This window comes from Arthrobacter globiformis (assembly GCF_030817195.1).
In the GTDB taxonomy this organism is placed as follows: Bacteria; Actinomycetota; Actinomycetes; order Actinomycetales; family Micrococcaceae; genus Arthrobacter; species Arthrobacter globiformis_D.
Map to the genome: position 1 here is coordinate 3,284,171 of NZ_JAUSYZ010000001.1, position 23,166 is coordinate 3,307,336.

Genomic DNA, 23,166 nt, shown 5'->3' on the forward strand with positions numbered 1-23,166 from the left:
TTGTGTCCGGCTACTGGATGATCACTGCTGGACGATCAGCTCCGGGTTTGCCTGCTGGCAAACCGTGTCGCTGGCTGTCTGGTTGACGATGTCCTTGGGAACCGTGGTCTTGCCGTACTTGGTTCCGGACGGGAAGTCGCTGCCCAGGTACAGCTGCACTCCCGTGACGCCGGAGGACGGCGCCACCTGGGCGGCCGGAATGCCGAACAGGGCTGCCACATCTGCGGCGACGTCTGCGAACTCGGGTCCGTAGTACACCATGGTCTTTGCCGTGGTGTCGGCTTCCAGCTGCCCCACCTGGGTGAAGCCGCCGGCAACAACGGCCTCAACGATTTCCTGCGTCCTGGTGCCTGAGCCGCTTCCGTTGGCCACGGTGATGGGCTGCAGCGCCTTGTCATACGGCGCCGCCGTCGCCGTGGGCTTCGGAGTGGCCGTCGGAGTGGAGCTGGCCGAAGGTTTGGGCGTCGCCGACGGTGAAGGGGTTTCCTTCCCGTCCGGGTCCGTCAGGTCGATGTCCTTGCGCAGGGCAGCGAACAGCTGGGAGGACGCCGGCTGCGCGGCTTCCAACCGGTTGGGATCGCTGCTGGCCGGGACAGTCGGCAGCGCCACAAACGCGACCTTGCCGACGTCGATCGTCTTGAGCCGGTTGGCGATGGTGATCATCGACGGTACGGAGGAGAGTCCGTCGTCGACAGTCAGGTTCTTGGTGATCACGTCGGCGATGTTCAGCAGCTTCGCCGGGTTGGAGAGGGTGCCGTCGTCCTTGATCTTCCGGGTCAGCGAGGACAGGAAGCCCTGCTGCGCCTTGATGCGGCCGAGGTCGCCGCCGTCGCCGAAAGCGTGGCGCGTGCGGAGGAACGCAAGGGCCTGTTCGCCCTGCACCTGGGAGGTGCCCTTGGGCAGCCGCAGCCGCGAGTCGGGGTCATATACAGCATCGCTGATGCAGACCGAGACTCCGCCCACCGTGTTTGACAGCTCCTTGACGGCGTTGAAGTCGGCCATCATGAAGTGGTCCACCTCCATGCCGGTCAGCTTGTTGACCGTGTCCACGGCGCAGCCGATGCCAGCCTCTTTCATGGCTTCATTGATCATGATGCCGGTGCGCGCCGGATACTGCTTGCCGGTCTTCTGGTCAGTGCACTTGGGGATGTCCACGAGCAGGTCGCGGGGGAAGCTGATGACGTTGACCCGCTTGTTGTCCTCAGAGATGTCCATGAGCATCATGACGTCGGAATTGCCGTAGCCGGTGGAATCCTCGGTGCTGCCGTAATTCGAGTTCTTGCCGTCGCGGGTGTCGGAGCCCAGGATCAGGATCTGCAGCCTGCCGGTGGCGTCGTCCGTGGTGTCGGTGCGGCTGCTTCCGGCGCCCAGTGCGGCCGTGGAGATGTTGGACTGCAGCCTGATGTACCAGTAGCCGGCAAAGGCCAGGCCGCCAGCCAGGACCACAGCGACGACGGCGGTGGTCACCTTGAGCCACGTGGGCATGTGGCGCACATTCAGGTGCCGGGCAGCGCCCAGCCGGGAGTCCTCGGCATGCCGGGCAGCTGGCTCGGAACGGGCGGGAGTGCCCGGTCCTTGGGCGCGGTTGTCGCGGCGTCGCACCACAGGGTGTACCTTCCTCGAAAAAATGGGATCCGGCCTATTTTAGTAGCCGTTTCTGGGAAAACGCCGGAAATCCGGCGTTCGCGGCCCGGCGCACAGGCGCCAGCCCCGGAATGCAGGCGGCAGCGGGTCAGAACCCGAGCTTCACCAGTTGCTTGGGGTCGCGCTGCCAGTCCTTGGCCACCTTGACGTGCAGGTCGAGGTAGATGCGTGTGCCCAGGAGCGCCTCGATGCCCTTCCGGGCGTTGGTGCCCACCTCCCGCAGGCGGCTTCCGCCCTTGCCGATGATGATCGCCTTCTGCGACGGGCGCTCCACGTAGAGGTTGACGCGGACGTCGAGGAGCGGGTTGTCTTCGGTCCGGCCCTCGCGCGGAACGATTTCCTCCACCACCACGGCCAGTGAGTGGGGCAGCTCGTCACGCACACCCTCCAAGGCGGCCTCCCGGATGAGTTCGGCCACCATGACCGCCTCCGGCTCATCGGTCAGCTCGCCGTCCGGGTAGAGCGGGGGCGACGGCGGCATGTGGCTGATCAGGACGTCCGCCACCGTGCCCACTTGGAACCCGTCCGCAGCTGAAACCGGTACGATGTCCTTCCAGCCGTCCTCGCCCAGCACCTCCCTGCCGAGCTCGGCGACGGCCAGCAGCTGCTCCGTCAGGGCCTGCCGGTCCACCAGGTCTGCCTTGGTGACGAGGGCAATCACCGGCTTCCGGCCGACGGCAGCGAGCTGGGCGGCAATGAACTTGTCACCTGGGCCGATCTTTTCGTTGGCGGGGATGCAGAAACCGATCGCGTCCACTTCTGAGAGTGTGTCGGCCACGAGGTCGTTCAGGCGCTTGCCCAGCAGCGTGCGGGGCCGGTGCAGGCCCGGGGTGTCCACGAGGATCAGCTGGGCGTCCTCGCGGTGGACGATTCCGCGGATGGTGTGCCGCGTGGTCTGCGGCTTGGCGGACGTGATGGCCACCTTCTTGCCCACCAGGGCGTTGGTGAGGGTGGATTTGCCCGCGTTGGGCCGACCCACCAGCACCGCGAATCCGGCATGGTACCCGCCGAACGGTTCGCCGCCGTCGGCCTTATTCTGCTTGCTCACGTGGAACTCCCTGTTGCATTGATTCGGCCTCGTCGAGAAGTTCTTCAAGGTCAGTATTTTGTGGAACGGGGCCTTTCGGCGCGGCGCCCGCAATAATGTGGCTGACGCGGTTCCGGCGGCCCTCCAGCCGCTCGGCGCGCAGCGAAACGCCGTCGACGTCAACGGCGCTGCCCACGATCGGGACCCGGCCGAGGGCCTTGGCCAGCAGGCCGCCCACGGTGTCCACCTCGTCGTCGTCCAGTTCGATGCCGAACAGCTCGCCGAGATCGTCGATCCCCATCCGGGCACTTACCCGGTACGTGCCGTCGCCCAGATCGACGACGGCGGCGCTCTCGGAGTCGTATTCATCCACGATTTCGCCGACGAGTTCTTCGATCAGGTCCTCGAGCGTCACCAGCCCCGCGGTTCCGCCGTATTCGTCGATGACGATGGCCACGTGGGTGGATTCCTTCTGGAGTTCCCGCAGGAGGTCGCTCACCGGCTTGGAATCCGGAACGTAGCGGACCTCTCGGGCCAGTGCGTCCACCACGGGCGGTTCGGCCTCCGGGTCCATGCTGTGGATCGCGGCGGCCACATCCTTGAGGTAGATAATGCCCAGGATCTGGTCGGTGTTTTCGCCGATGACGGGGATCCTGGAATAGCCGGATCGGAGGAAAAGGGCCATCGCGCTGTGCAGGCTCGAACCGGCGTCGATGGTCAGGATGTCCGTCCGCGGCACCATGACGGCGCGGACCAGGGTGTCGCCGAATTCGAAGACGGACTGGATGAGTTCGGCCTCGTTGTCCTCGATCATGTCCGACTCGGTGGCCCGGTCAACCAGTTCGCGGAATTCCTCCTCGCTGAAGTAGGAGTCGTCGCCATTGGGCGAACCGGGGGCCACAGCGCTGCCCAGCCGGACCAGCCAGGCGGGGATCGGCCCGAGTATCCAGGCCAGGAACCGGACCAGCGATGCCGAATACTGCGCCACGGCCGCCGGATGCGAACGGCCCAGCTGGCGGGGCGAGACCCCCACCAGCACAAACCCGAGGACCGCCATGATGCCTGTCGCGGCCAGGCCGGCCAGCCAGACGCTGTCCAGCAAGCTGTAAAGCAGCACAGCCACGGCCACGGCGGAGGCCGACTCGAACCAGATCCGCCAGAAACGCAGGGCACGCATGTGCGTCATCGGCTGATCCAGGATCCTCCGCAAGGCCGGGCCCTGGCTCCCCTGCACCGCCTGCTCGGCGTCGTGGCGCGGCAGAAAGCTGAACGCCGCCTCGGCAGCAGTCAGCAGCGCTGCGGCACCGAGAAACGCCAGCGCCATGCAGACAAGGAGCAGGGAGGTCACTGGGTGGTCTCGGCCGGTGCTTCTTTGCCGGTGAATGCCGTCAGCAGGTCGCGCTGCAGGCCGAACATTTCTGCCTTCTCCTCAGGTTCGGCGTGGTCATAGCCGAGCAGGTGGAGGATTCCGTGCGTGGTCAGCAGCAGCATCTCGTCCTGCGTGGAGTGTCCGGCGTTGCGGGCCTGGACCTCAGCCACCTGCGGGCAGATCGCGATGTCGCCAAGCATGCCCTGCGGCGTCGGCTTGTCCGGGGTTCCCGGGGTGAGCTCGTCCATGGGCACGGAGAGCACGTCGGTGGCTCCGGGCTCATCCATGAGTTCGATGTGCAGCTTTTCCATGGCCGGCTCGTCTACCAGCAGGATGGACAGTTCCGCCTGCGGATGGATGTACAGCTGCTCGAAGATGAAGCGTGCCAGCGCCACCAGCTGGGCTTCGTCCACCTGGATGCCGGATTCGTTGTTAACTTCGATGCTCATGCGTGCTCTCCCGTCGTTCCCGGGGAACGGAATGCTTGACCCGGTTGCGTTGTGCTTCGTCCCAGATGCTGTAGGCGTTGACGATGTCCCCCACCAGGCGGTGGCGGACGACGTCGGCGGCGTCCAGAACGGAGAAGCTGACGTCGTCGATTCCGGTGAGGATCTCCTCGACGATGCGCAGGCCGGAGCGGGTTCCGAATGGAAGGTCCACCTGCGTGACGTCGCCGGTGACCACCATTTTGGAGCCGAAGCCGAGGCGGGTCAGGAACATCTTCATCTGTTCCGGCGTGGTGTTTTGTGCCTCGTCAAGAATGATGAAGGCGTCGTTCAGCGTCCGGCCCCTCATGTAGGCCAGCGGCGCCACTTCGATGGTTCCGGCCGCCATCAGCCGGGGGATGGACTCGGGGTCCATCATGTCGTGCAGCGCGTCGTACAGCGGACGCAGGTACGGGTCGATCTTGTCGCTGAGCGTGCCGGGGAGGAAGCCAAGCCGCTCGCCCGCTTCGACGGCGGGGCGGGTGAGGATGATCCGGCTGACTTCCTTCTGCTGCAGGGCCTGCACCGCCTTGGCCACCGCGAGGTAGGTCTTGCCGGTACCGGCGGGGCCGATCCCGAAGATCACTGTGTTCGCGTCGATGGCGTCCACGTAGTTCTTCTGGTTCAGCGTCTTAGGCCGGATGGTTTTGCCGCGGCTGGACAGGATGTCGTGCGTCAGCACCTCTACCGGGTTCTGCAGCGACTGGCTGCGGAGCAGCGAAACCAGCTGCTGGAGAACTGCCGGCGTAATAATGGTGCCGCGGGCCACGAGCCCCCGGACCTCGTGGAGCAGGCGCATGATCCGCGGAACATCGGCCGCGGGTCCGTTGATGGAGAGTTCGTTGCCGCGGACGTGGAAACTGACGGCCGGGAACTGGTCCTCGATGAAGCGGAGGGCCTCGTCGTGGCTTCCCAGCGACTGCACCATCTGATCAGAGTTATCGAAGATGACCACCTCCGTCCGGACACCGGGAAGAGTATGGGGGAATTCGCCCGTGGTTCGGTCCCCCGTGTTGAGGCGGCGCTTTCCGTTAGCTGATTCAGTCATGGTGACGGCCCACAGGCCTTCAGTTCCCTCCAGTTCGGAATATAACTCGTTTGTGTCTTTACATCTTACGCCAGCGCACGCCTCGGCCCGCCGTCCCGGAAGGTCACAGCGGACCGCAATTCCGTAACGCGTTCCCGCAATTAGGTATCAACTTTGTATCGGCCTCATATCGTTCCCGTTGCAGTTCGGCCGTCTGCCGCGAAAGGCACGCAGTGCCCCAAAGACTCGTGTAATGCTGGAAAAGGAGCTCGCCGGCAACGGTCCGGCGTGCCCGCAAGCAACTGCTTATTCGAAGGGATCGCCAGCATCAGTCAGCCAGGAACTCCGGGACGGAAAGTACCGCGGATGCGCTCCGTGCTGCTGTCCGCGCTGCTTCCGGCTGCCCTGCTGATGTCCGGCTGCATCGCCGATCCAGATCCCGCGGTGACCTCCGCCAACTCTCCGACGTCGTCGTCGCGCCGGGCCGCCGGCACGGATGGCGTCCCCACTACCAGCGCGCCGCTGGAAACAACGCAGTCCTCGAACAAGGCGCCGGTCTACTGGATCGGGCGCAGCAACAGCAACGTGTTCCTGTACCGCGAGTTCCGCGACGTGCCGGACGATGAGAACCCGATCACGCGGGCCCTTCGCGCCATGATGTCGGAGACGCCGCTGGATCCGGACTTCTTCACGCCGTGGCAGAACCCCAAGAACCTCGCGACGTCGATCTCGGGCACCAACGTCATTACCGTGGACGTTTCCGCCGATGCCTTCAACAGCAACCTTGACGCGGACATGGCCCAGCGGGCCATCCAGCAACTGGTATACACCGCAACAGCCGCCGGAGCCAGCTCTGGCCTGATTGACGCCGGCCAGCAGATCGAAGTGGTGATCCTGGTGGACGGGCACACCGATTACCTGGCCTTCAAGCACGTCAAGCTCGGTGCCCCCACATCCCGCAGCGCCGGAATGGTGGCGCCGGTATGGATCATCGATCCGCAGCAGGGCACCGAAGTCGGCGACGGCCGGGTCAAGATCTCCGGACGAAGCACCGTCCCCAAAGGCAAACTCCAGTGGCGCATCCTCAAGGTCCAGGAGAACGGCGACAAGGAAAGCTACCTGACTGGAGAAGCCACGGCTGCCGCGGATCCCGCCGCCTCCGGGGTCTTCGGCATCACGGTCAATCTCGCGCCCGGCAACTACGAGGTGCGCGTCTCCCAGATCGACCCGGGCAAGCCTGAGGACGAACTCAACGTGGACTCGCGCGGGTTCACCGTTCGTTAAGTCCACCGTTCGCTAGATTCGATGTTCACCGGTTGCTGCCGCTGTCGAATCGTTCGCTGGTTGGAGCTACCAGCGGCCCAGGACGTCGCTTGCTACCACGACGCCGGCCGGTCCCGCCGTCGATGACCGCAGGACGTGCGGACCCAACAGTGCCGTGACAGCCCCCGCGCTGCACAGCCGGGTAACCTCCCGGGGACTGATGCCCCCTTCGGGACCAACGATGAGGAGGATCTCACCGGCGCCAGCCGCCTCTTGGCGCTCCTCAGACCACTTGCCGAGGACCCGCCGCAGCGGCGTCACCGCATCTTCGTGCAGAATCACGGCAAGGCCGGCCTCCGCCACGGTCTTTGCCAGGGCCTGGGTGTCGACGGCGGGGCGCACCTCAGGAATCCAGGCACGGCGCGCCTGCTTCGCAGCCGCAGCCACGGTGGACTGCCATTTCCCGTGCGCCTTGGCCGCCCGGTCACCCTTCCACCTGACGATGGAACGTTCGGACTGCCAGGGAATCACGGCGTCGATCCCCAACTCGGTTGCGGTTTCGATCGCGAGTTCGTCCCGGTCACCCTTGGCGAGGGCCTGGACGAGGACCAGGCGTACGTCCGGCCGCGGTTCCACGCTGACGGAGGTGCATTGGACCGTCAGCACGGCGGGGGCGGCATCGGTCACCGTTCCGGTGATGCGCTTGCCGGCGCCGTCGGCAAGGTCCACCTGCTCGCCCACCGCCAGGCGCTTGACCGTGACCGCGTGCCGGGCCTCGGCGCCGTCGAGGACGAACACAGAACCGGGAACCGTGCCGTCCAGCGCGCCGGCCGGGGTGAAGAATACGGGGTTGCTCACCGCTACAGGTTACCGAGGCGGTCCCGCAGTTTGGCGAAGACGCCGCCGCTGGCTGCAAGCTTGCCCTCGGAGAACTGCTCGCCGCGGAGCTTGGCCAGCTGCCGGAGCAGGTCCTCCTGCGCGGAGTCGAGCTTGGACGGGGTTTCCACCTGCAGGTGGACCTTGAGGTCACCGCGGCCGTAGCCCCGCAGGTGGGTGACGCCGAGGCCGCGGAGGGTGATGATCTCGCCGGATTGGGTGCCCGCCTTGACGTCGATCTCCTGCTTGCCGTCGAAGGTTTCCAGGCTCAGTTCCGTGCCAAGGGCAGCGGCGGTCATGGGAATGTTCAGGGTCGCGTGGAGGTCGTCGCCCTCGCGGACGTAGGTGGCGTCGTTGTTGACCCGGATTTCCACGTAAAGGTCGCCGGACGGGCCGCCCGCGGGGCCGGCCTCACCCTGCCCGGAGAGCTGGATCCGTGTTCCGGTGGCAACACCGGCCGGAACCTTGATGGTCAGGGAGCGGCGGCTGCGGATGCGGCCCTGGCCGCTGCATTCGTTGCAGGGGTCCTTGATGACGGTGCCGAAGCCCTCGCACGAGCCGCAGGGGGCGGCGGTCATGACCTGGCCGAGGATGGAACGGACCGCCCGCTGAACCTGTCCGCTGCCGCCGCAGATGTCGCAGCGCTCCGGATGCGTGCCCGGCTGGCAGCAGGAGCCTTCGCAGGTGGGGCAGGTGACGGCCGTGTCCACTTCCAGCTTCTTGTTGACGCCGAAGACGGCATCGCGCAGGTCGATCCGGACGCTGATGAGCGCGTCCTGGCCGCGGCGGACGCGGGACGCGGGCCCGGAGGTCCCGCCCGCGCCGAAGAAGGTGTCAAAGATGTCCTGGAACGCGAAGCCCTGGCCGGCGTAGCCGCCGCCGCCGAAGCCGTTGTCGGTGCCGTTCTCGTTACCGGTGGTGTCGTAGACCCTGCGCTTCTGCGGATCGGACAACACTTCATAGGCGTGGGTGACGGCCTTGAACCGTTCGGCTGCGTCTTCCCCGGAGTTGACGTCCGGGTGCAGCGAGCGGGCCAGCTTGCGGTAGGCCTTTTTGATCTCCTCGCCGGTGGCTTCCGGGGAGACTCCAAGAACGTCGTAGTGGCTGCTCAAAGTTCGTATCTCTTCCTGGTTGTACTGCCTGTGGTCAAAGGATGTCCGGGGCGTGCGGTCACGGGCCCAGAATCCTCGAAAGGTAGCGGGCCACCGCGCGCACGGCGGCCATGGTGGTGGGATAGTCCATCCGGGTGGGGCCAAGGATGCCCACCTTGGCGCTGGCGTCAGGGCCGTAGCCGGTGGCCACCACCGATGCCTCGGCCAGCCCGTCGTAGGGGTTTTCGCGGCCGATGCTGACGGCTACGCCCCTGGGGTCCTGCGCCATGTCGCTCAGGAGCCGCAGCATCACAACCTGCTCCTCGAGGGCTTCCAGCACGGGTCCGATGCTGAGCGGGAAGTCCACGTTGGACCGCGCCAGGTTCGCCGTTCCGGCCAGGACCATCCGGTCCTCCCGGCTGTTATGGGCGAGGCCCTCCAGTCCCTTGGCGAGGGCCATGGCAACGGGGCGCTCGGCCGGCGTGCAGCCAGCCACGACGGCGGCCAGGTGCTGGGGCAGGATGGCCACCGGTGTGCCGGCCAGACCGGTCAGGAACCGGGTGCGCAGGGCGGCGAGTGTGTCGTCGGACAGGTCCTGTCCGGCGTCGACGACGCGCTGGTCCACCTTGCCGGAATCGGCGATCAGCACGATCAGCACCTTCCGCGGCGCCAGCAGCACGAATTCAATGTGCCGGACCACGGCGCGGCTCAGGTGCGGGTATTGGACGACGGCGACCTGGTTGGTCAGCTGGGACAGCAGCCGGGCCGTCCGGTCCAGGACGTCGTCAAGGTCCTCCGACCCCTCAAGCAGGGTCTGGATGGCGCGCTTCTCCGCCGGTGAGAGCGGCTTGACCGCCGAGATCTGGTCGACGAACAGGCGGTAACCCTTGTCCGTGGGAATCCTGCCTGCGCTGGTGTGCGGGGCCGTGATCAGGCCCTCGTCCTCCAGTGCCGCCATGTCGTTGCGGATGGTGGCACTGGAAACGCCCAGGTGGTGCCGTTCCACCAGGGCCTTGGAGCCGACAGGTTCGCGGGAATGGACATAGTCCTCCACGATGGCGCGCAGCACCTCTAGCTTCCGTGGTTCGCTCACAGTCCACCTCCTTTTGGCCATAACCGCGCCGGGCGTTAATCCTGCCCGCAACGCTGTGGTTAGCACTCGACATGCCTAAGTGCTAACAAGTCTAATATGAGTCGCCGCGTTGTTAGCATTGGTACCGCTCCGGGCGAAATTCCGGGCGCCTGTCCCCCGGCGGCATGTCCGCGGCCGGAGCGGCTCCTTCCGAGTGCAGAGCGGTGAACGAATGCAGTACCAGACCTGGGGCGCGCAGGAGATCGCAGCGCCCGCCAAGAACAGCCTGCCCGAGGTGCCGGTGGAGCGCGGCATGGTGCTCGAGGATGTCCAGTCCGGCTGGGTGGGCGCAGTGACCCGGGTGGAGAAGTCCGGCGGCATGCACCTGGTGGCGCTCGAAGACCGCCGCGGAAAGTCACGGTCCTTCAAGCTGGGCTTCGGATTCCTCCTGGAGGGGCAGCCGATCCGCCTGATGCCCCCGGCCCCCAAGGCAAAGCCCGCAGGGCAGGGCGCCGCACGGACGGCGTCGGGTTCGGTCCGGGTGGAAGGGCAGCGCGCGCAGGTCGCCAAAGCGAGCCGGATCTGGGTTGAAGGCAAGCATGATGCCGAACTCGTGGAAAAAGTCTGGGGCGACGACCTCCGGGTGGAGGGCATCGTCGTCGAGCCCCTCCATGGCATCGACGACCTGGCGGCCGCAGTTGCCTCCTTCCGCCCCGGTCCCGGCCGCCGGCTGGGCGTTCTGGTGGACCACCTGGTCCCGGATTCCAAGGAGTCCAGGATCGCCGACGCTGTGATGGCGTCCCCGGGCGCCGCCGGGAACGTGCTGATCGTGGGCCACCCCTACGTCGACGTCTGGCAGGCGATCCGGCCATCGGTACTTGGCATTCCGCAGTGGCCGGTGGTGCCGCGCGGCACAGACTGGAAAACCGGTATCCTCACCGCCTTCGGCTGGCCGCACGAGACCAAGGAAGACATTGGCCTGGGCTGGCAGAAACTCCTCGGCGCCGTGCGCACCTACGCCGACCTCGAGCCTGCCCTGCTGGGCCGGGTGGAAGAAGTCATCGATTTCCTCACGGTTCCATAGATCCGGTCCCGCGATTCGGCGTTGAGCCCGCGATTGCCCGTACGGGCCGGTATCCTTGGTACGGCACCACGCCGCACCGCGGCCCCGGCGCCCTCCAACGCACTATCGCACCAACGCAAGCTAAAGGAAGACACCGTGGCAGACGACGCTCGCGACCGCAGGGACACACAGTCCGGCCAGGACCTGCCCCAGTACCATGGGGTTCCGGCCAACGCGCTTCCGCTGACCGCCAGCGAGGACCGGCAGTGGGCCACCCTGGCGCACTTCGGCGGCATCCTCGGCTGTGTTCCGGCGCTGCTGATTTACCTCATCTTCCGCGACCGCGGCCCATTCACCGCACAGGAGTCCAAGGAAGCCCTCAACTTCACCCTGCCGCCGACGATTGCGGCCTTCGTGGCCAACCTGCTGGTGCTGCTTCCCGTCGTCGGCAATCTGTTCGCCGTCGTGGCCACGCTCATCTGGATTGCGCTGACCTGCTTCGCGGTGTCCGCGGGCGTCCACGTCAACAAGGGCCAGCCGCACCGGTACCAGTACAACCTCCGCTGGATTAAGTAGTCCCCACCCGCACCCTAGCGCAAGCCCGGCCAGGGAACCCTGCGGGCGCGGGCTCAGCGCAGGCAGGCGGCGTGGCCATACGCTAGTCGGGCAGGATCCTGCGGACCACGGCGTCCGCCAGCAGGCGGCCCTTCAGCGTAAGAACCAGGCGGCCCCGGAAGGCCTCCTCGGGCACCACGAGGCCGTCGGCGATCAGCCCGGCCACGGCCTTCCGGCCTGAGGGCGAGAGCGCAGCGGTTTCCAGCCCGGAAGAAAGCCGGGCTTCCAGCATGACCTTTTCGACGCTCCGGGTTTCCGCGTCAAGGGTCTCCCGGCCTGCCGCCGGTGAAGCGCCTGAGCCAAGCCGGCCGGCATACGCGGTGGGGTGCTTGACGTTCCACCAGCGCACCCCGCCCACATGCGAGTGCGCGCCGGGTCCGATGCCCCACCAGTCGTCCCCGCGCCAGTAGGCGAGGTTGTGACGGCACGCCTGCTCCGGCGTCGCGGACCAGTTGCTGACCTCGTACCAGCGCAGGCCGGCGTCGGAAATCATCCGGTCGGCGAGTTCATATTTATCGGCGTGGTCGTCGTCGTCGATTCCCGGAACTTCGCCACGGCGGATCTGGGCGGCGAGCTTGGTGCCGTCCTCCACAATCAGCGCGTAGGCGCTGATGTGGTCCGGCCGGTACGAGAGTGCGGTTTCCAGCGAAAAGCGCCAGTCCTCCAGTGACTCGCCGGGGGTGCCGTAGATGAGGTCCAGGCTGACGGCGAGTCCGGCGTCGCGCGCCCACTGCACCACGAGCGGGACACGGCTCGGAGTGTGGGTGCGGTCGAGGACCTTCAGCACGTGCGGCACGGCCGACTGCATGCCGAAGGAGACGCGTGTGAAGCCCGCGTCCGCGAGCAGCTGCAAAGACTCCGGCGTGACGGAATCCGGGTTGGCTTCCGTGGTCACCTCGGCACCGGGTTCGATCCCCCAGGTGTCGATGGCGGCCCGGAGGATTCGCGCCAGGTCCTCGGCCGGCAGAAGCGTGGGCGTGCCGCCGCCGAAGAAGACGGTGCTCAGCTTGCGGGCAGGCAGGCCCGACTCCGCAAGGACCCGAGCGGCAAAGTCCACCTCCGAGATGGCGGTAGAGGCGTAGGCGTCCTGGGATGCGCCGCCGCCAAGCTCGGTTGCTGTGTAGGTGTTGAAGTCGCAGTAGCCGCAGCGCACCGCGCAAAACGGGATGTGCACGTAGAGCCCGAAGGCCCGGTGGGCTGCACCGCTGGCCGCCTGCGCCGGCAGGAGGCCATCCGACGGCGCGGGGTCACCCAGGGGAAGAACGCTAGGCATGCGTGCGGCCTCCGGAGGTTCCAGCCACGGTCTTCACCACTACTTCTTGGCCTTGTCCTTGGATTCGTCGGTGGTCAGGGCGGCGATGAAGGCTTCCTGCGGCACTTCCACGCGCCCCACCATCTTCATGCGCTTCTTGCCTTCCTTCTGCTTTTCCAGCAGTTTGCGCTTACGGGAGATGTCACCGCCGTAGCACTTGGCCAGAACGTCCTTGCGGATGGCGCGGATGGACTCGCGGGCGATGATCCGGGACCCGATGGCCGCCTGGATGGGCACCTCGAACTGCTGGCGCGGGATGAGTTCGCGCAGCTTGCCGGTCATCATCACGCCGTAGGCATAGGCCTTGTCCTTGTGGGTGATGGCGCTGAAGGCGTCCACCTGTTCGCCCTGGAGCAGGATGTCCACCTTGACAAGGTCGGCGACCTGTTCGCCGTCGGCCTTCCAGTCCAGCGAGGCGTAGCCGCGCGTCTTGGACTTGAGCAGGTCGAAGAAGTCGAAAACAATTTCGGCCAACGGCATCCAGTACCGCAGCTCAACCCGGTCCTCGGACAGGTAGTCCATGCCGCGCATGACGCCGCGGCGGCCCTGGCAGAGCTCCATGATGGCACCGACGAACTCGTTGGGCGCGAGGATTGTCGCGGCCACCATGGGTTCGCGGACCTCGTTGATCTTCCCGGAGGGGAATTCGCTGGGGTTGGTCACAGTGACCACGTTCTTGTCCTCGAGCGTGACCTCGTAGACCACGTTCGGGGCCGTGGAGATCAGGTCCAGGTTGAATTCGCGTTCGAGGCGCTCACGGACGATCTCCAGGTGCAGCAGGCCGAGGAAGCCCACGCGGAAGCCGAAGCCGAGTGCTGCGGAGGTTTCCGGTTCGTAGATCAGGGCGGCGTCGTTCAGCTTGAGCTTGTCCAGCGCGTCGCGGAGCACCGGGTAGTCGGTGCCGTCCAGCGGGTAGAGGCCTGAGAACACCATCGGCTTGGGATCCGCATAGCCGCTCAGCGATTCCGCGGCCGGCTTGGCGAGGTTGGTGACGGTGTCGCCCACCTTCGACTGGCGGACATCCTTCACGCCGGTGATGAGATACCCCACCTCGCCGACGCCCAGGCCCTTAGACGGGATGGGCTCCGGGGAGCTGACACCGATTTCCAGGAGTTCGTGGCTGGCCTTGGTGGACATCATCTGGATCCGCTCACGCGGGTGCAGCATGCCGTCCACCACGCGGACATAGGTGACCACGCCGCGGTACGTGTCGTAGACGGAGTCGAAGATCATGGCCCGGGCAGGCGCCTCGGGGTCGCCGACCGGCGCGGGCAGGTCGCGCACGATCTTGTCCAGCAGTGCCTCGACACCCACGCCGGTCTTGCCGGAGACCAGCAGCACGTCTTCGGGATCGCCGCCGATCAGGCTGGCCAGCTCGGCGGCGTACTTCTCCGGCTGGGCGGCCGGCAGGTCGATCTTGTTCAGGACCGGAATGATGGTGAGGTCGTTTTCCATGGCCAGGTAGAGGTTGGCGAGCGTCTGGGCCTCGATGCCCTGCGCTGCGTCCACCAACAGAACGGCACCCTCGCAGGCGGCGAGGGAACGGGACACCTCGTAGGTGAAGTCCACGTGGCCCGGCGTGTCGATCATGTTCAGGGCGTAGCTCTTGCCATCGAGCTCCCAGGGCATACGGACAGCCTGGGACTTGATGGTGATGCCGCGCTCCCGCTCGATATCCATGCGGTCCAGATACTGGGCCTTCATGTCGCGGGACTGCACGACGCCGGTGAACTGCAGCATGCGGTCGGCCAGGGTGGACTTACCGTGGTCAATGTGCGCGATGATGCAGAAATTCCGAATAATGGCCGGATCTGTCGCGGCGGGCACCGGGGCGGTGCGGGCCATGGGAGACACGCAGGGTCCTTACTGTTGGCATTTCAGCGGCGTTGTTCAGGCTGAACTCTGGCCATCCTGCTGCCTGCCGCAATATCTGAACTTCTAGTCTCCCACGTCCCGGGCGCTGGCAGTACATCTTGCGCGCCCCGCACGCCCTGAGGCCCGGCAGTTCCGGAGGCCGCGCCGGTAGGGTGGCCCGCATGGCATTGAACTTCTCCTCCATCGGCGGCGCCGTCCGAGCATCGCTCCGCTTCCTCGGCGTGCTGAGGAAACCGGCGGACCCAACTCCGGCACCCGCCACTCGGGCGCCCGCCCGGGGCAGGTCCGGAAACGCACCCCGGCTCCGGGCCGGCGTAACGGGGACCTACCCGGGCGACTTCACCGGCACGGCGGCGCTGCGGTACTCCCCTTCCCCGGACGGTCACCCGGACCCCGGCGAGATCGTGTGGACCTGGGTTCCCTTCGAAGAAGACCATTCACAGGGCAAGGACCGGCCGGTCCTCCTCGTTGGCAGCCATGGGCGGTACCTGCTGGGTCTGATGCTGACCAGCAGGGACCATGACGGCCACCCGCGTGCCCGCCGCGATTACGTGGATATCGGCACGGGCCCCTGGGACAGGCAGGGTCGCCCCAGCGAAGCCAAGCTGGACCGCGTCCTGCAGATCCATCCGGCCGACATACGGCGCGAGGGCTCGGTTCTGGAGCGGAAGAAGTTCAGGCTGGTGGCGGACGAGTTACGGCTGCTGCACGGCTGGAAATGACGCCGGCGCGCCGTCCGCGGGCTAAATGGCCACAAATGGCCGCGACCTGCTAATATTTATAGCTGTGTGTCCGTGCAGGTCGACGGTCACTGATGGCTGGCCGCCATAGGTATCCCCACGCCGCTCAGTCAAGGCCAGCTTGAAAGCCCTCTAGACCATTTCCGCATTACAAAGAGAGTTCACACGTGGCAAATATCAAGTCCCAGAAGAAGCGCATCCTGACCAACGAGAAGGCTCGCCTGCGCAACAATGCAGTCAAGTCCGAGCTGAAGACGGCCATCCGCGCCGTCAACACCGCCGTTGAGTCCTCCGACAAGGAAGCTGCTACTACTGCGCTCGTTTCTGCCAGCCGTAAGCTGGACAAGGCTGTCAGCAAGGGTGTTCTGCACAAGAACAACGCTGCAAACCGCAAGTCGGCGATCTCCAAGAAGGTCAACGCACTCTAAGGTTTTCCAGTTCATCTGAACTGATGCTTGTGGCCGGCACCGTTGGTGCCGGCCACTTCTCTTTTAACCTCCGACGGCGGTGCTTCCGACGACGGCCCCGGACCCCCGCCCCCTGGCCGCCTAACGTGGGCAAGGGCGAGTCCGGTCGTCAGTCACAACTGCCCCCTGACCCCCGGCCTGCAAATTGACCGGGTCTGCAAGCTGACCCGGCGCCTACATGCCGGGTTAGTACTAGCGGCCGCGGGCAGCAGCGGCTATCACGGTCACGGCGTGTTCCACGGCGTAGACAGGATCACGCGATAGTCCCTTGACCTGCGCGTCGGCTTCGGCGGTGACCTGGATAGATCGCGCAAGGCCCTCCGGCGTCCACCTCCGAACGTCCCGCTGCGCCTGCTCCACCAGCCACGGCTGCATGCCCAACTGCTTGGCGATGTGCGCCGCCGAGCCCTTGGCGCCGGCGACCTTGGCGACTGTCCGCAGCTTCGCCGCCAGGGCCGCGACCAGCGGCACCGGGTCGGCGCCCGTGGCCAGAGCGTGACGGAGTGTGGACAGGGCCACCGGACCGTTGCCTGCCATCGCGGCGTCTGCCACCTTGAAGGCCGTTGCTTCGACCCTGCCGCCGTAGTAGCGGTCGACCATGTCAGCGTCAACGGCCGTGGAGGCGTCGGCAATGAGCTGGCTGCACGCCGCCGCCAGCTCGGACAGGTTGGCGCCGACCGCGTTGACCAGGGACTGCACTGCTTCCGGAGTGATCCGCCTGCCGGCGGCCTTGAACTCCGCGGTGACAAAGGCTGTCTTTTCCGCATCTTTTTTCAGCGGCTGGCAGTCGACGGTCGGCCATCCCCCGGCCTTTACGGCGTCGAGCAGCTTCTTGCCGCGGGTTCCGCCGCCGTGCCGGAGCACGAGGACAGCGTCCTGTTCCACGTGCTTGAGATAGGTCAGTGCGTCTGCCAAGAAGGCGTCGTTCATCGCTTCGAGGCCGTCCACCTCGATCAGCTTGCTCTCGCCGAACAGTGACGGGCTGACATTCATGGCCAGCGCCCCGGGCTCGTACGCTCCGGCGCTGAGCCTGGTAACTTCCACGTCCGGCGCGGCCGCCCGTACCTGTGTCCGGATACGGTCCATCGCCCGGATGCCGAGGTACTCCTCGGGACCCGTGATCAGGACGACTGCCGCAGGGGTTACGTCCCGCCAGGACGCCGAATTGGCTGCCGGCGTCTTCGGTCGTTGCTGGGCAGCGGCCACTGGTGATTCCTCCCGGAGTTCAGATTGCAGACTCTAAGTCTCCCATGACCGCTCGGGCCGCCGCGGCGTAACGTGGCCTCCGGCAGGCGGTCCAGGAGCCGGACAATGCCGGCGTGCGCGGCGAGAACGAGTTTGATGGTGCCTGCGGGATGCGCGGCCATCCATACGGCGAGCAAGGTCACAATGGAGAACAACACCATGGTCAGCAACCCGAACACGCCCTCCGGCCAAGGAGGCGCGGCGCCGGGAAGACCCGCCGTGAACCGGGCGATGGATGCCACACCACCGGCAAAGAAGCCGGCCACGCCGATCAGTACCGCCGCCAGCCAGGGTGCGAAGGGCAGCAACGCCACGGCAGCCGTGCCCAGGATGGTCACGGGTGCTACGAGCGGGGCAACAAGCACATTGGCCAACAGCGAATACGTCGAAAACTGTGGCTGCAGCACCACGATGACGGGGCCGCACAGGACTTGGGCTGACAGGGGTACGGCGATAGCTGCCGCCACCCAGCGTGGCACGCTCGCTGGAAACCAGCCCATGACGCACCGGCCCAGCACGATGATCCCGAGCGTGGCAAGGACCGAGAGCAGGAACCCGAAGCTGACGCCCAGTTCGGGCTCCACGAGCAGCAGGGCAATCACGGCCAGGCAAAGGAAACTCAGCCCGCGGCCGGCCCGGCCGCCTGCCAGGGACGCGACAGCAACCGCGCCCATCAGCGATGCCCTCAGCACGCTGGCATCGGGACCCACCATGAGGACGAACAAGCCGAGTCCGGAGAGCGCGACGGCCGCGGCCGGACGCCTGGCAAGGCGCAGCGAGCGTGCCGCCAGCAGCAGGGCGCCGAGTATGAGGCTGCAGTTGGCCCCGGAGACGGCCGTCAGGTGAGTCAGGCCCACGGTTTTCATGGCTGTCTCGAGCTCCTCGCTCAGGCCGCCGGTATCGCCCGTGACCATGCCCGGGAGGAGACCCCTGGCGTCGGGGGCCAGCCAGGCGGCGTCCGACGCGAAACGCTTGCCCAGGGCGGCAGGCGCCTGCTGCCAATCCTGCGCTGCTGCGACCCTGACGGGCGGTGAGGACGCGCTCAGGATCGCAGCCTCCACCCGGCCGGCGTCCGGCGGCCGGAGCTTTCCGGTGACCCGGAGCACCTGGCCGGTGCCAGCGCCCTGCCACTCCTGCCCGCCGATGATGACCACCGGCAGACGCGCATGCGTTACCTGGCCTCCCGACGTCAATGACAGGGCCACCGCAGCCACTGCCCAGCGTTCGGCACGCCCGGAGGGGCCGGGCGTCTTGAGTGCACGGGGTGCCGCGCCGATCTCAGCTTCCGCCACCACCGATGCCCGCCCTTCGACCAGTCCTGCCACCTGCTCGTCGTGGCGCTGGGCCGACGAGACTGCCGAATGGGCAGTCGATGCCGCGGCAAGCATGAGTGCAGCAGTCAGGGTGGTCAGGAAGCTGTGCCGCCAGTGACCTGCGGCCTTCTTCCTGCGCAAAACGATGGCAAGCAGCGCTCCGGCGCACATGGCGAGACCGCCCCACGCGAGCAGGAGTGTGGCTGGTGTCAGCCATGGCGCCGCGACGGTGGCTGTCCACACCAGTAGTGCAGCCGGGGCAAGGCGAAGGTCGGTACGGCGGCGGGTCGATTCGGTTGCGGCAGCATCCCGTTCGTCGGGCAGCAGACGACGGCGGACGTCAGCCCGGATCTTCTGTCCGAGTGCTCTCGCGGGACCGGAGCGGGACGTAGGCTGTGACGGCCAATAGTCAGCAGACGCGGAATCGCCAGGGGAAGGTTCGCCCGGCGTGGAGCCGGCCCGTGGGCAATCCACGGCCGCCTCGACGTAGCGGTGCCACCGGCTGGGCGCGCGTCCGTTCCTGCCGTCCATTTCAGACGGTCACCAGCGGAAGCAACGTTTCCAGCATTTTGGGACCAACTCCGTCGACGGCGTCCAGTTCCTCAGGGGATTTGAAAGGGCCCTGTTGTGTGCGCCAGTCGACGATGCGCTGGGCCAACACGGGGCCAACCTTCGGCAGCGCAGCGAGTTCTTCCGCAGTGGCGGTATTGAGGTTGATCTTGCCTCCGCTGCCCTCGCCCGCAGGCCCGCCGGTTCCTTCGGTTTCGGCGGCGCCTGCTCCTGATGTGCCGGCCGGGGCAGATTTGTCAGCTGGTGCTGCCTTGCCCGGTGCTGCCTCGCCGCGGCGCGTCACGTAAATTTTCTGGCCGTCTTCCAGCAGGGAGGCGAGGTTGAGTCGGTCGAGGTCCGCCTCCGGGCTGGCTCCCCCGGCGGCAGCGATGGCCTCATGTACCCGGCTTCCCCGCGGGAGCCGGACCACTCCGGCCTTCTTCACCGCACCGGCGACGTGCACCACGACGTTCCCGGCCGCCGTCCCATGACTGCTCGTCCCGTCAGTGTTAGTCCCGTCAGTGTCGTTCCCGTTTCCGTCCGGCCCACTGCTTTCCGTGCCGCCGCTATCAGGGCTACTGCTCTCCTGGTCATGAGTGCTGGCGGCTGGCTTTCCCGCCGCGCCGTGGCTCACCGAACTGAGCGGAAGGACAACAGGACCGTTGGCAGCCACCTGCCACCAGAGCAAGGCTGCGGCAATCAGCGACAGCACACCCACCAATACCGCGGCACGGATGCCCAGGCGCCAGCGGAACCGCGGTTCGGCCACTACGCGGGACATCCCAGATCCCGGGGCACCCGTCTGCCGGCCGTAGGCGAAGCCGCCGCCCGTTCCCGCGTCCAGCAGTCCCGCGGAGCCACCCGGCTGCCTGATGGGCTCTTCATCGCCGGTAAGGCCCGGCACGGCAGTCGGCCCGAGCGAGGCGGCCAGCCTTCTGGCTGCCCGCCCATCCGTGGCACTCCGCTGCACGGAGCCACGTCCATGACCGGCGCCCTCACCAACGCGCGGTTGAGCGCTGGCTGCGGCTCCAGCGGTCCGGCGTGACATATCCACCACGCTAGGAAACGGGCGGCCCTCCCGACAGCCCCGTCATGCCCTATGTGGATAGCGGCACTACCGCTGGTACGTGATGTACGCCTCGTACTGCACGCGCCACTTCTCCGGCTCCTTGGGATCAGGGATTGTGGTGGTGAGGAACTGGACGCTGGTCACCTGGCCTTTCAGGTACTTCAGCCATTTCGTGACTTCGTCGGCCACGTCCCGGTCCAGTTGGGCTACGTGGTGGACTTGCATGGACATGGAAGCCTCCTTGCTCGGTGGGGAGACTGTACTACCAGTGGCAAACCACTGCTAGGGCGTGATAATCCCCCAGGCAGCGGCATGTGTGCGCGCCGCCGGACGGTCTGTTGGGTGGGCGCAGACCGACGGCAGCGCAATCTTATGCTGCGTCGAATCTTCCCCAGTCAGGCAGGGGACCTACCGGCAGCAGTGGTTCCAGGCCGTCGAGAGGTCTGGGCCCATTGCGGCGGCCGAAATCCTCTGACCCGTCTGGCTCGTCCTCCCAGTCCGGCGGCTCTGACCCGTCTGGTGGATCGGGCCACTCTGGCGGCGCGGACCAGTGTAGCCATTGCCGTTCTTGGCCGGGCGGCGGATCCGGCCATAGTGGTGGTTCCCAGTCCTGGCGTTCACTGGGATAGGACCGACCCGAGGGTGAGATCCAGCCGGGCGACATGTCCTTGGTGGCGCCGGTGGGTTTCCATGCGGTGTTGTGTTTCAGGCGGTGGTGCTTAGGGCAGGGCTGGCCGAGGTTGGTGATGCCGGTGGTCCCGCCGTCGGCCCAGGCCAGTATGTGGTCGGCGTCGTTGTCCAGGGAGTGGTTGTTGCAGCTCGGGAACGTGCAGCGCGCGTCCCTGAGGTGCAGCCATTGGCGCATCGGCTTCGTCAGCCGGTAGCTGGTGCGGCCGATTTCCAGCGGCGCCCCGTCCCGCGGGTCGGTCAGGACCCGCAGAAATGATGTCCCGCCGTCGGCAACGAGCCGGCGGGCCATGGACAGCGGGATCGGCCCGTACCCGTCCAGCGTGGCAGGTTCGGTGCCGGCACCGAGCAGCGAAAATACCGGGACGCTGACCAGGACCTGCGCCGCCGGGGACGGGATTCCTTCGGCCATCCCGCCCAGCAGCCAGGCGGCGGCGACATCGGCCCGCAACTGGGTCAGGGTCCGTGACTCTGCCGGGCCCTGCAGGGTCCGGGCGGCGGCGGTGGTACGTCCCAGATCCCGGCCGCCTGGTCCGCGGGCAGATACGCCGAGAGCCAGGCCATGCCGTCCCGGTCCGGGACGTACTCCAGCCGCCGGTCCTTCGCACTCTTGGTGTGGCGGGCCTCGATGCTGACCGGGTGGTGCCGCTCCCGCCAATACCGTGCCTTGGCCCGGAACCTGCCCGGTGTCAGCTCCCCGGCCGGGCACCCCCGCGCCGGGTTGGGAGCGTGCGGGTCCAGGAAATGCGCCTCCAACGCCGCGGCGGCCGCCGGATCCAGACCGTCGGTTTCATCGCACATCACCCGCGCGTGCTGCCACGACACAGTCCCCGCCTGAAGGGCGGCCAGCGTCAACGGCAGGTCCGTGCTCACCTTGGCCGATTCAGCGAGAAGCCGAGCCGCCGACCCCTCGCTCACGGTCAGGGCGCCAGCAACCTCAGCGGTCACGGACATCCGCCGGGCGGCGCGGTCCTGCACGGACGCGTCAGGCGGGGTCATGGCCTCCTCCGCCGCGGCGAAACCGGCAGCGAGCTGCACCTTCACAGCCGCCAGCCGGGCCTCCATCCCAGCCACATCTGCCAGCCCGTCCAGGCACGCATCCGCCTGATCCGCCAGTGGATCCGCGCCATCCGGCTGCGGACCCGCGCCCGCCGTGCCCGGATCAGCCGCACCGCGAAGCTCAGCAGCCAGCGAAAGAGCGGCACCGATGGCCTCCAACGTCTTCACAACTGCATTGTCGTTCATGCTGAGAGCATCCCACGAGGCGCTGACAATTTAGCCGCGGCACCGCATCGAACCAGACGCAGCTGGGCCTCAGGTGGCGGCCTCAGTGCCGCCGGCACCGGCGGCGAGGCAGCCTGCCACGGACGAGCTGCTCTCCCCCACGATCACCGCGAGGACGCCAAGCCCGGCGTGCGCCGCCAGTACCGCGGGCAGCGAGCTGATCTGGGCTGGCGGAACGGCCGGGAGCTTCGCCGCGAGCCGGGCGGCGAGCATCTCGGCCTCGGGCCGGTTGCCGAAGTGGTGGATGGCCAGCCGGGCCTCGCCCAGTGGCCGTCCCGCGGCCTCCGCCACCACGATCTCCTCAAGCCGGGCAATGGCTTTCGCTGCGGAGCGGACCTTTTCCAGCGGAACGATCTTGCCGTCGTCGACAGCGAGAATGGGCTTGATGGCGAGCATGGCTCCCACCAGCGAGGCAGCAGCTCCGATGCGTCCGCCGCGCCGCAGCTGCTCCAGGCTTGGCACGTAGAAATACACCTTGGACCGTGCGGCGCGTTCCTCGGCGAGTCGGCGCACTTCGCTGGCATCACGGCCGTCCGCGGCTGCCACCACGGCGCTCTGGACGGCGAGTCCCTGCGCCATTCCCACGGTGCGGGTGTCCAGCACCTCCACGGGAATCTTCACCCGGCCGGCAGCAAGGCGGGCGGCATCAGCGGTGCCGGATAGGCCACCGGAAATATGAATGGACACAACGGACTCAAAGCCCTGCCGTTCGGCCGCCAGGTAGGCCTGCTCAAACTGGCCCGGCGACGGCCGGGAGGTCTTGACGGGCGTCGCGGCAGCCAGGGCCACCGCGATGGTACCGGCAATGTCGTCCTCGCCCTCGCCGTAGATCTCCTCACCCACCATGACGGGCATGGGGATGACGGCCAGCCGGCCGTTGATGGAGAAGGCCCGCACCCAGTCGGCGGGCAGGGCGGCGGCCGAATCCGTCACCACAGCGGTGCGGACGACGACGGCGGGCTCACCCGTGGGCGGGACCTGGCCCGGCCTGGTGGCCTGGCGGAGACGGACCAGGTGCTCCTTTAACCACAGCCAGGCTGCCGGTTCGCGGTCAATCACGGCACACCCCCTGCAGTTGTTTCCGGCCGCCGGC

At 67.0% G+C, this 23,166-nt stretch carries 20 protein-coding genes and 1 pseudogene; 5 read left to right on the top strand and 16 right to left on the bottom strand.

What is annotated here, in order from left to right; all coding sequences use genetic code 11:
* Nucleotides 1-21: 21 nt before the first annotated feature.
* The 5 genes from QF036_RS14875 to QF036_RS14895 form a co-directional block, all read right to left on the bottom strand.
* Nucleotides 22-1,605 (bottom strand): LCP family protein, encoded by a 1,584-nt coding sequence (locus QF036_RS14875; RefSeq protein WP_307103061.1) that lies wholly within the window; start codon nt 1,603-1,605, stop codon nt 22-24.
* A 127-nt stretch (nt 1,606-1,732) separates the two neighbouring features.
* Nucleotides 1,733-2,692 carry a GTPase Era gene (era, locus tag QF036_RS14880; RefSeq protein WP_003800837.1) on the bottom strand — a complete coding sequence of 320 codons (960 nt, stop codon included), beginning with the start codon at nt 2,690-2,692 and terminating at the stop codon, nt 1,733-1,735.
* Nucleotides 2,676-4,019, bottom strand: coding sequence for a hemolysin family protein (locus QF036_RS14885; protein ID WP_307103063.1), 1,344 nt, complete (start codon nt 4,017-4,019; stop codon nt 2,676-2,678). The genes era and QF036_RS14885 overlap by 17 nt, the downstream gene beginning before the upstream one ends.
* Nucleotides 4,016-4,489 carry an rRNA maturation RNase YbeY gene (gene ybeY / locus QF036_RS14890; protein ID WP_003800833.1) on the bottom strand — a complete coding sequence of 158 codons (474 nt, stop codon included), beginning with the start codon at nt 4,487-4,489 and terminating at the stop codon, nt 4,016-4,018. Before ybeY ends, QF036_RS14885 begins: the two co-directional genes overlap by 4 nt.
* Nucleotides 4,473-5,573, bottom strand: a complete 1,101-nt coding sequence (locus QF036_RS14895) for a PhoH family protein (protein WP_003800832.1) — start codon at nt 5,571-5,573, stop codon at nt 4,473-4,475. The genes ybeY and QF036_RS14895 overlap by 17 nt, the downstream gene beginning before the upstream one ends.
* 345 nt (nt 5,574-5,918) lie before the next feature.
* On the opposite strand from QF036_RS14895, the gene QF036_RS14900 reads away from it, so the two are divergent.
* Nucleotides 5,919-6,836: a GerMN domain-containing protein gene (locus QF036_RS14900; RefSeq protein WP_307103065.1), complete on the top strand. Its 918-nt coding sequence runs from the start codon at nt 5,919-5,921 to the stop codon at nt 6,834-6,836.
* 66 nt (nt 6,837-6,902) lie between these two features.
* Here QF036_RS14900 and QF036_RS14905 read toward each other — a convergent pair whose 3' ends face one another.
* The 3 genes from QF036_RS14905 to hrcA are packed head-to-tail and all read right to left on the bottom strand — an operon-like array spanning nt 6,903 to nt 9,875.
* Entirely contained in the window at nt 6,903-7,673 is a 771-nt protein-coding gene (locus QF036_RS14905; RefSeq protein WP_307103066.1) for a 16S rRNA (uracil(1498)-N(3))-methyltransferase, read from the bottom strand.
* Nucleotides 7,674-7,675: 2 nt separating this feature from the next.
* Entirely contained in the window at nt 7,676-8,803 is a 1,128-nt protein-coding gene (dnaJ, locus tag QF036_RS14910; protein WP_307103068.1) for a molecular chaperone DnaJ, read from the bottom strand.
* 58 nt (nt 8,804-8,861) lie between these two features.
* On the bottom strand, nt 8,862-9,875 hold the full coding sequence (gene hrcA / locus QF036_RS14915) for a heat-inducible transcriptional repressor HrcA (RefSeq protein WP_307103070.1): 1,014 nt from the start codon (nt 9,873-9,875) through the stop codon (nt 8,862-8,864).
* Nucleotides 9,876-10,086: 211 nt separating this feature from the next.
* Here hrcA and QF036_RS14920 point away from each other — a divergent pair, with 211 nt between their 5' ends.
* Together QF036_RS14920 and QF036_RS14925 are read left to right on the top strand one after the other, a co-directional pair.
* Nucleotides 10,087-10,938 (top strand): DUF3097 domain-containing protein, encoded by an 852-nt coding sequence (locus QF036_RS14920; protein WP_307103072.1) that lies wholly within the window; start codon nt 10,087-10,089, stop codon nt 10,936-10,938.
* A 135-nt stretch (nt 10,939-11,073) separates the two neighbouring features.
* Nucleotides 11,074-11,493 carry a DUF4870 domain-containing protein gene (locus QF036_RS14925; RefSeq protein ID WP_307103074.1) on the top strand — a complete coding sequence of 140 codons (420 nt, stop codon included), beginning with the start codon at nt 11,074-11,076 and terminating at the stop codon, nt 11,491-11,493.
* An 82-nt stretch (nt 11,494-11,575) separates the two neighbouring features.
* Here QF036_RS14925 and hemW read toward each other — a convergent pair whose 3' ends face one another.
* On the bottom strand, nt 11,576-12,805 hold the full coding sequence (gene hemW, locus QF036_RS14930) for a radical SAM family heme chaperone HemW (RefSeq protein WP_307103076.1): 1,230 nt from the start codon (nt 12,803-12,805) through the stop codon (nt 11,576-11,578).
* A 39-nt stretch (nt 12,806-12,844) separates the two neighbouring features.
* A complete protein-coding gene (gene lepA, locus QF036_RS14935) occupies nt 12,845-14,698 on the bottom strand; it encodes a translation elongation factor 4 (RefSeq protein ID WP_307103078.1) in 1,854 nt (617 codons plus the stop codon).
* A 182-nt stretch (nt 14,699-14,880) separates the two neighbouring features.
* Between lepA and QF036_RS14940 the strand changes: the two genes are divergently transcribed.
* Both QF036_RS14940 and rpsT read left to right on the top strand, forming a co-directional pair.
* On the top strand, nt 14,881-15,441 hold the full coding sequence (locus tag QF036_RS14940; RefSeq protein ID WP_307103080.1) for a type II toxin-antitoxin system PemK/MazF family toxin: 561 nt from the start codon (nt 14,881-14,883) through the stop codon (nt 15,439-15,441).
* Nucleotides 15,442-15,626: 185 nt separating this feature from the next.
* Nucleotides 15,627-15,887, top strand: a complete 261-nt coding sequence (rpsT, locus tag QF036_RS14945) for a 30S ribosomal protein S20 (RefSeq protein ID WP_003800822.1) — start codon at nt 15,627-15,629, stop codon at nt 15,885-15,887.
* Between the two features lie 231 nt (nt 15,888-16,118).
* On the opposite strand, the gene holA is transcribed toward rpsT, so the two are convergent.
* The 6 genes and pseudogenes from holA to QF036_RS14975 form a co-directional block, all read right to left on the bottom strand.
* Nucleotides 16,119-17,132 (bottom strand): DNA polymerase III subunit delta, encoded by a 1,014-nt coding sequence (holA, locus tag QF036_RS14950; RefSeq protein WP_307103082.1) that lies wholly within the window; start codon nt 17,130-17,132, stop codon nt 16,119-16,121.
* Nucleotides 17,069-19,015 carry a ComEC/Rec2 family competence protein gene (locus QF036_RS14955; RefSeq protein WP_307103084.1) on the bottom strand — a complete coding sequence of 649 codons (1,947 nt, stop codon included), beginning with the start codon at nt 19,013-19,015 and terminating at the stop codon, nt 17,069-17,071. The genes holA and QF036_RS14955 overlap by 64 nt, the downstream gene beginning before the upstream one ends.
* Nucleotide 19,016: 1 nt before the next feature.
* Nucleotides 19,017-20,003 (bottom strand): ComEA family DNA-binding protein, encoded by a 987-nt coding sequence (locus tag QF036_RS14960; RefSeq protein ID WP_307103086.1) that lies wholly within the window; start codon nt 20,001-20,003, stop codon nt 19,017-19,019.
* Nucleotides 20,004-20,147: 144 nt separating this feature from the next.
* A complete protein-coding gene (locus QF036_RS14965; RefSeq protein WP_307103089.1) occupies nt 20,148-20,333 on the bottom strand; it encodes a hypothetical protein in 186 nt (61 codons plus the stop codon).
* Between the two features lie 139 nt (nt 20,334-20,472).
* A pseudogene (locus QF036_RS14970) lies at nt 20,473-22,034 on the bottom strand (DUF222 domain-containing protein).
* 69 nt (nt 22,035-22,103) lie between these two features.
* Nucleotides 22,104-23,132: a DegV family protein gene (locus QF036_RS14975; protein WP_307103090.1), complete on the bottom strand. Its 1,029-nt coding sequence runs from the start codon at nt 23,130-23,132 to the stop codon at nt 22,104-22,106.
* Nucleotides 23,133-23,166: the final 34 nt, after the last annotated feature.

Coding starts and splice junctions, on each gene's coding strand:
- QF036_RS14900 (WP_307103065.1), top strand. CDS start 5,919: ATGCGCTCCGTGCTGCTGTCCGCGCTGCTTCCGGCTGCCCTGCTGATG.
- QF036_RS14955 (WP_307103084.1), bottom strand. CDS start 19,015: ATGGACGGCAGGAACGGACGCGCGCCCAGCCGGTGGCACCGCTACGTC.
- QF036_RS14965 (WP_307103089.1), bottom strand. CDS start 20,333: ATGTCCATGCAAGTCCACCACGTAGCCCAACTGGACCGGGACGTGGCC.
- hemW (WP_307103076.1), bottom strand. CDS start 12,805: ATGCCTAGCGTTCTTCCCCTGGGTGACCCCGCGCCGTCGGATGGCCTC.
- QF036_RS14920 (WP_307103072.1), top strand. CDS start 10,087: ATGCAGTACCAGACCTGGGGCGCGCAGGAGATCGCAGCGCCCGCCAAG.
- ybeY (WP_003800833.1), bottom strand. CDS start 4,489: ATGAGCATCGAAGTTAACAACGAATCCGGCATCCAGGTGGACGAAGCC.
- QF036_RS14895 (WP_003800832.1), bottom strand. CDS start 5,573: ATGACTGAATCAGCTAACGGAAAGCGCCGCCTCAACACGGGGGACCGA.
- QF036_RS14940 (WP_307103080.1), top strand. CDS start 14,881: ATGGCATTGAACTTCTCCTCCATCGGCGGCGCCGTCCGAGCATCGCTC.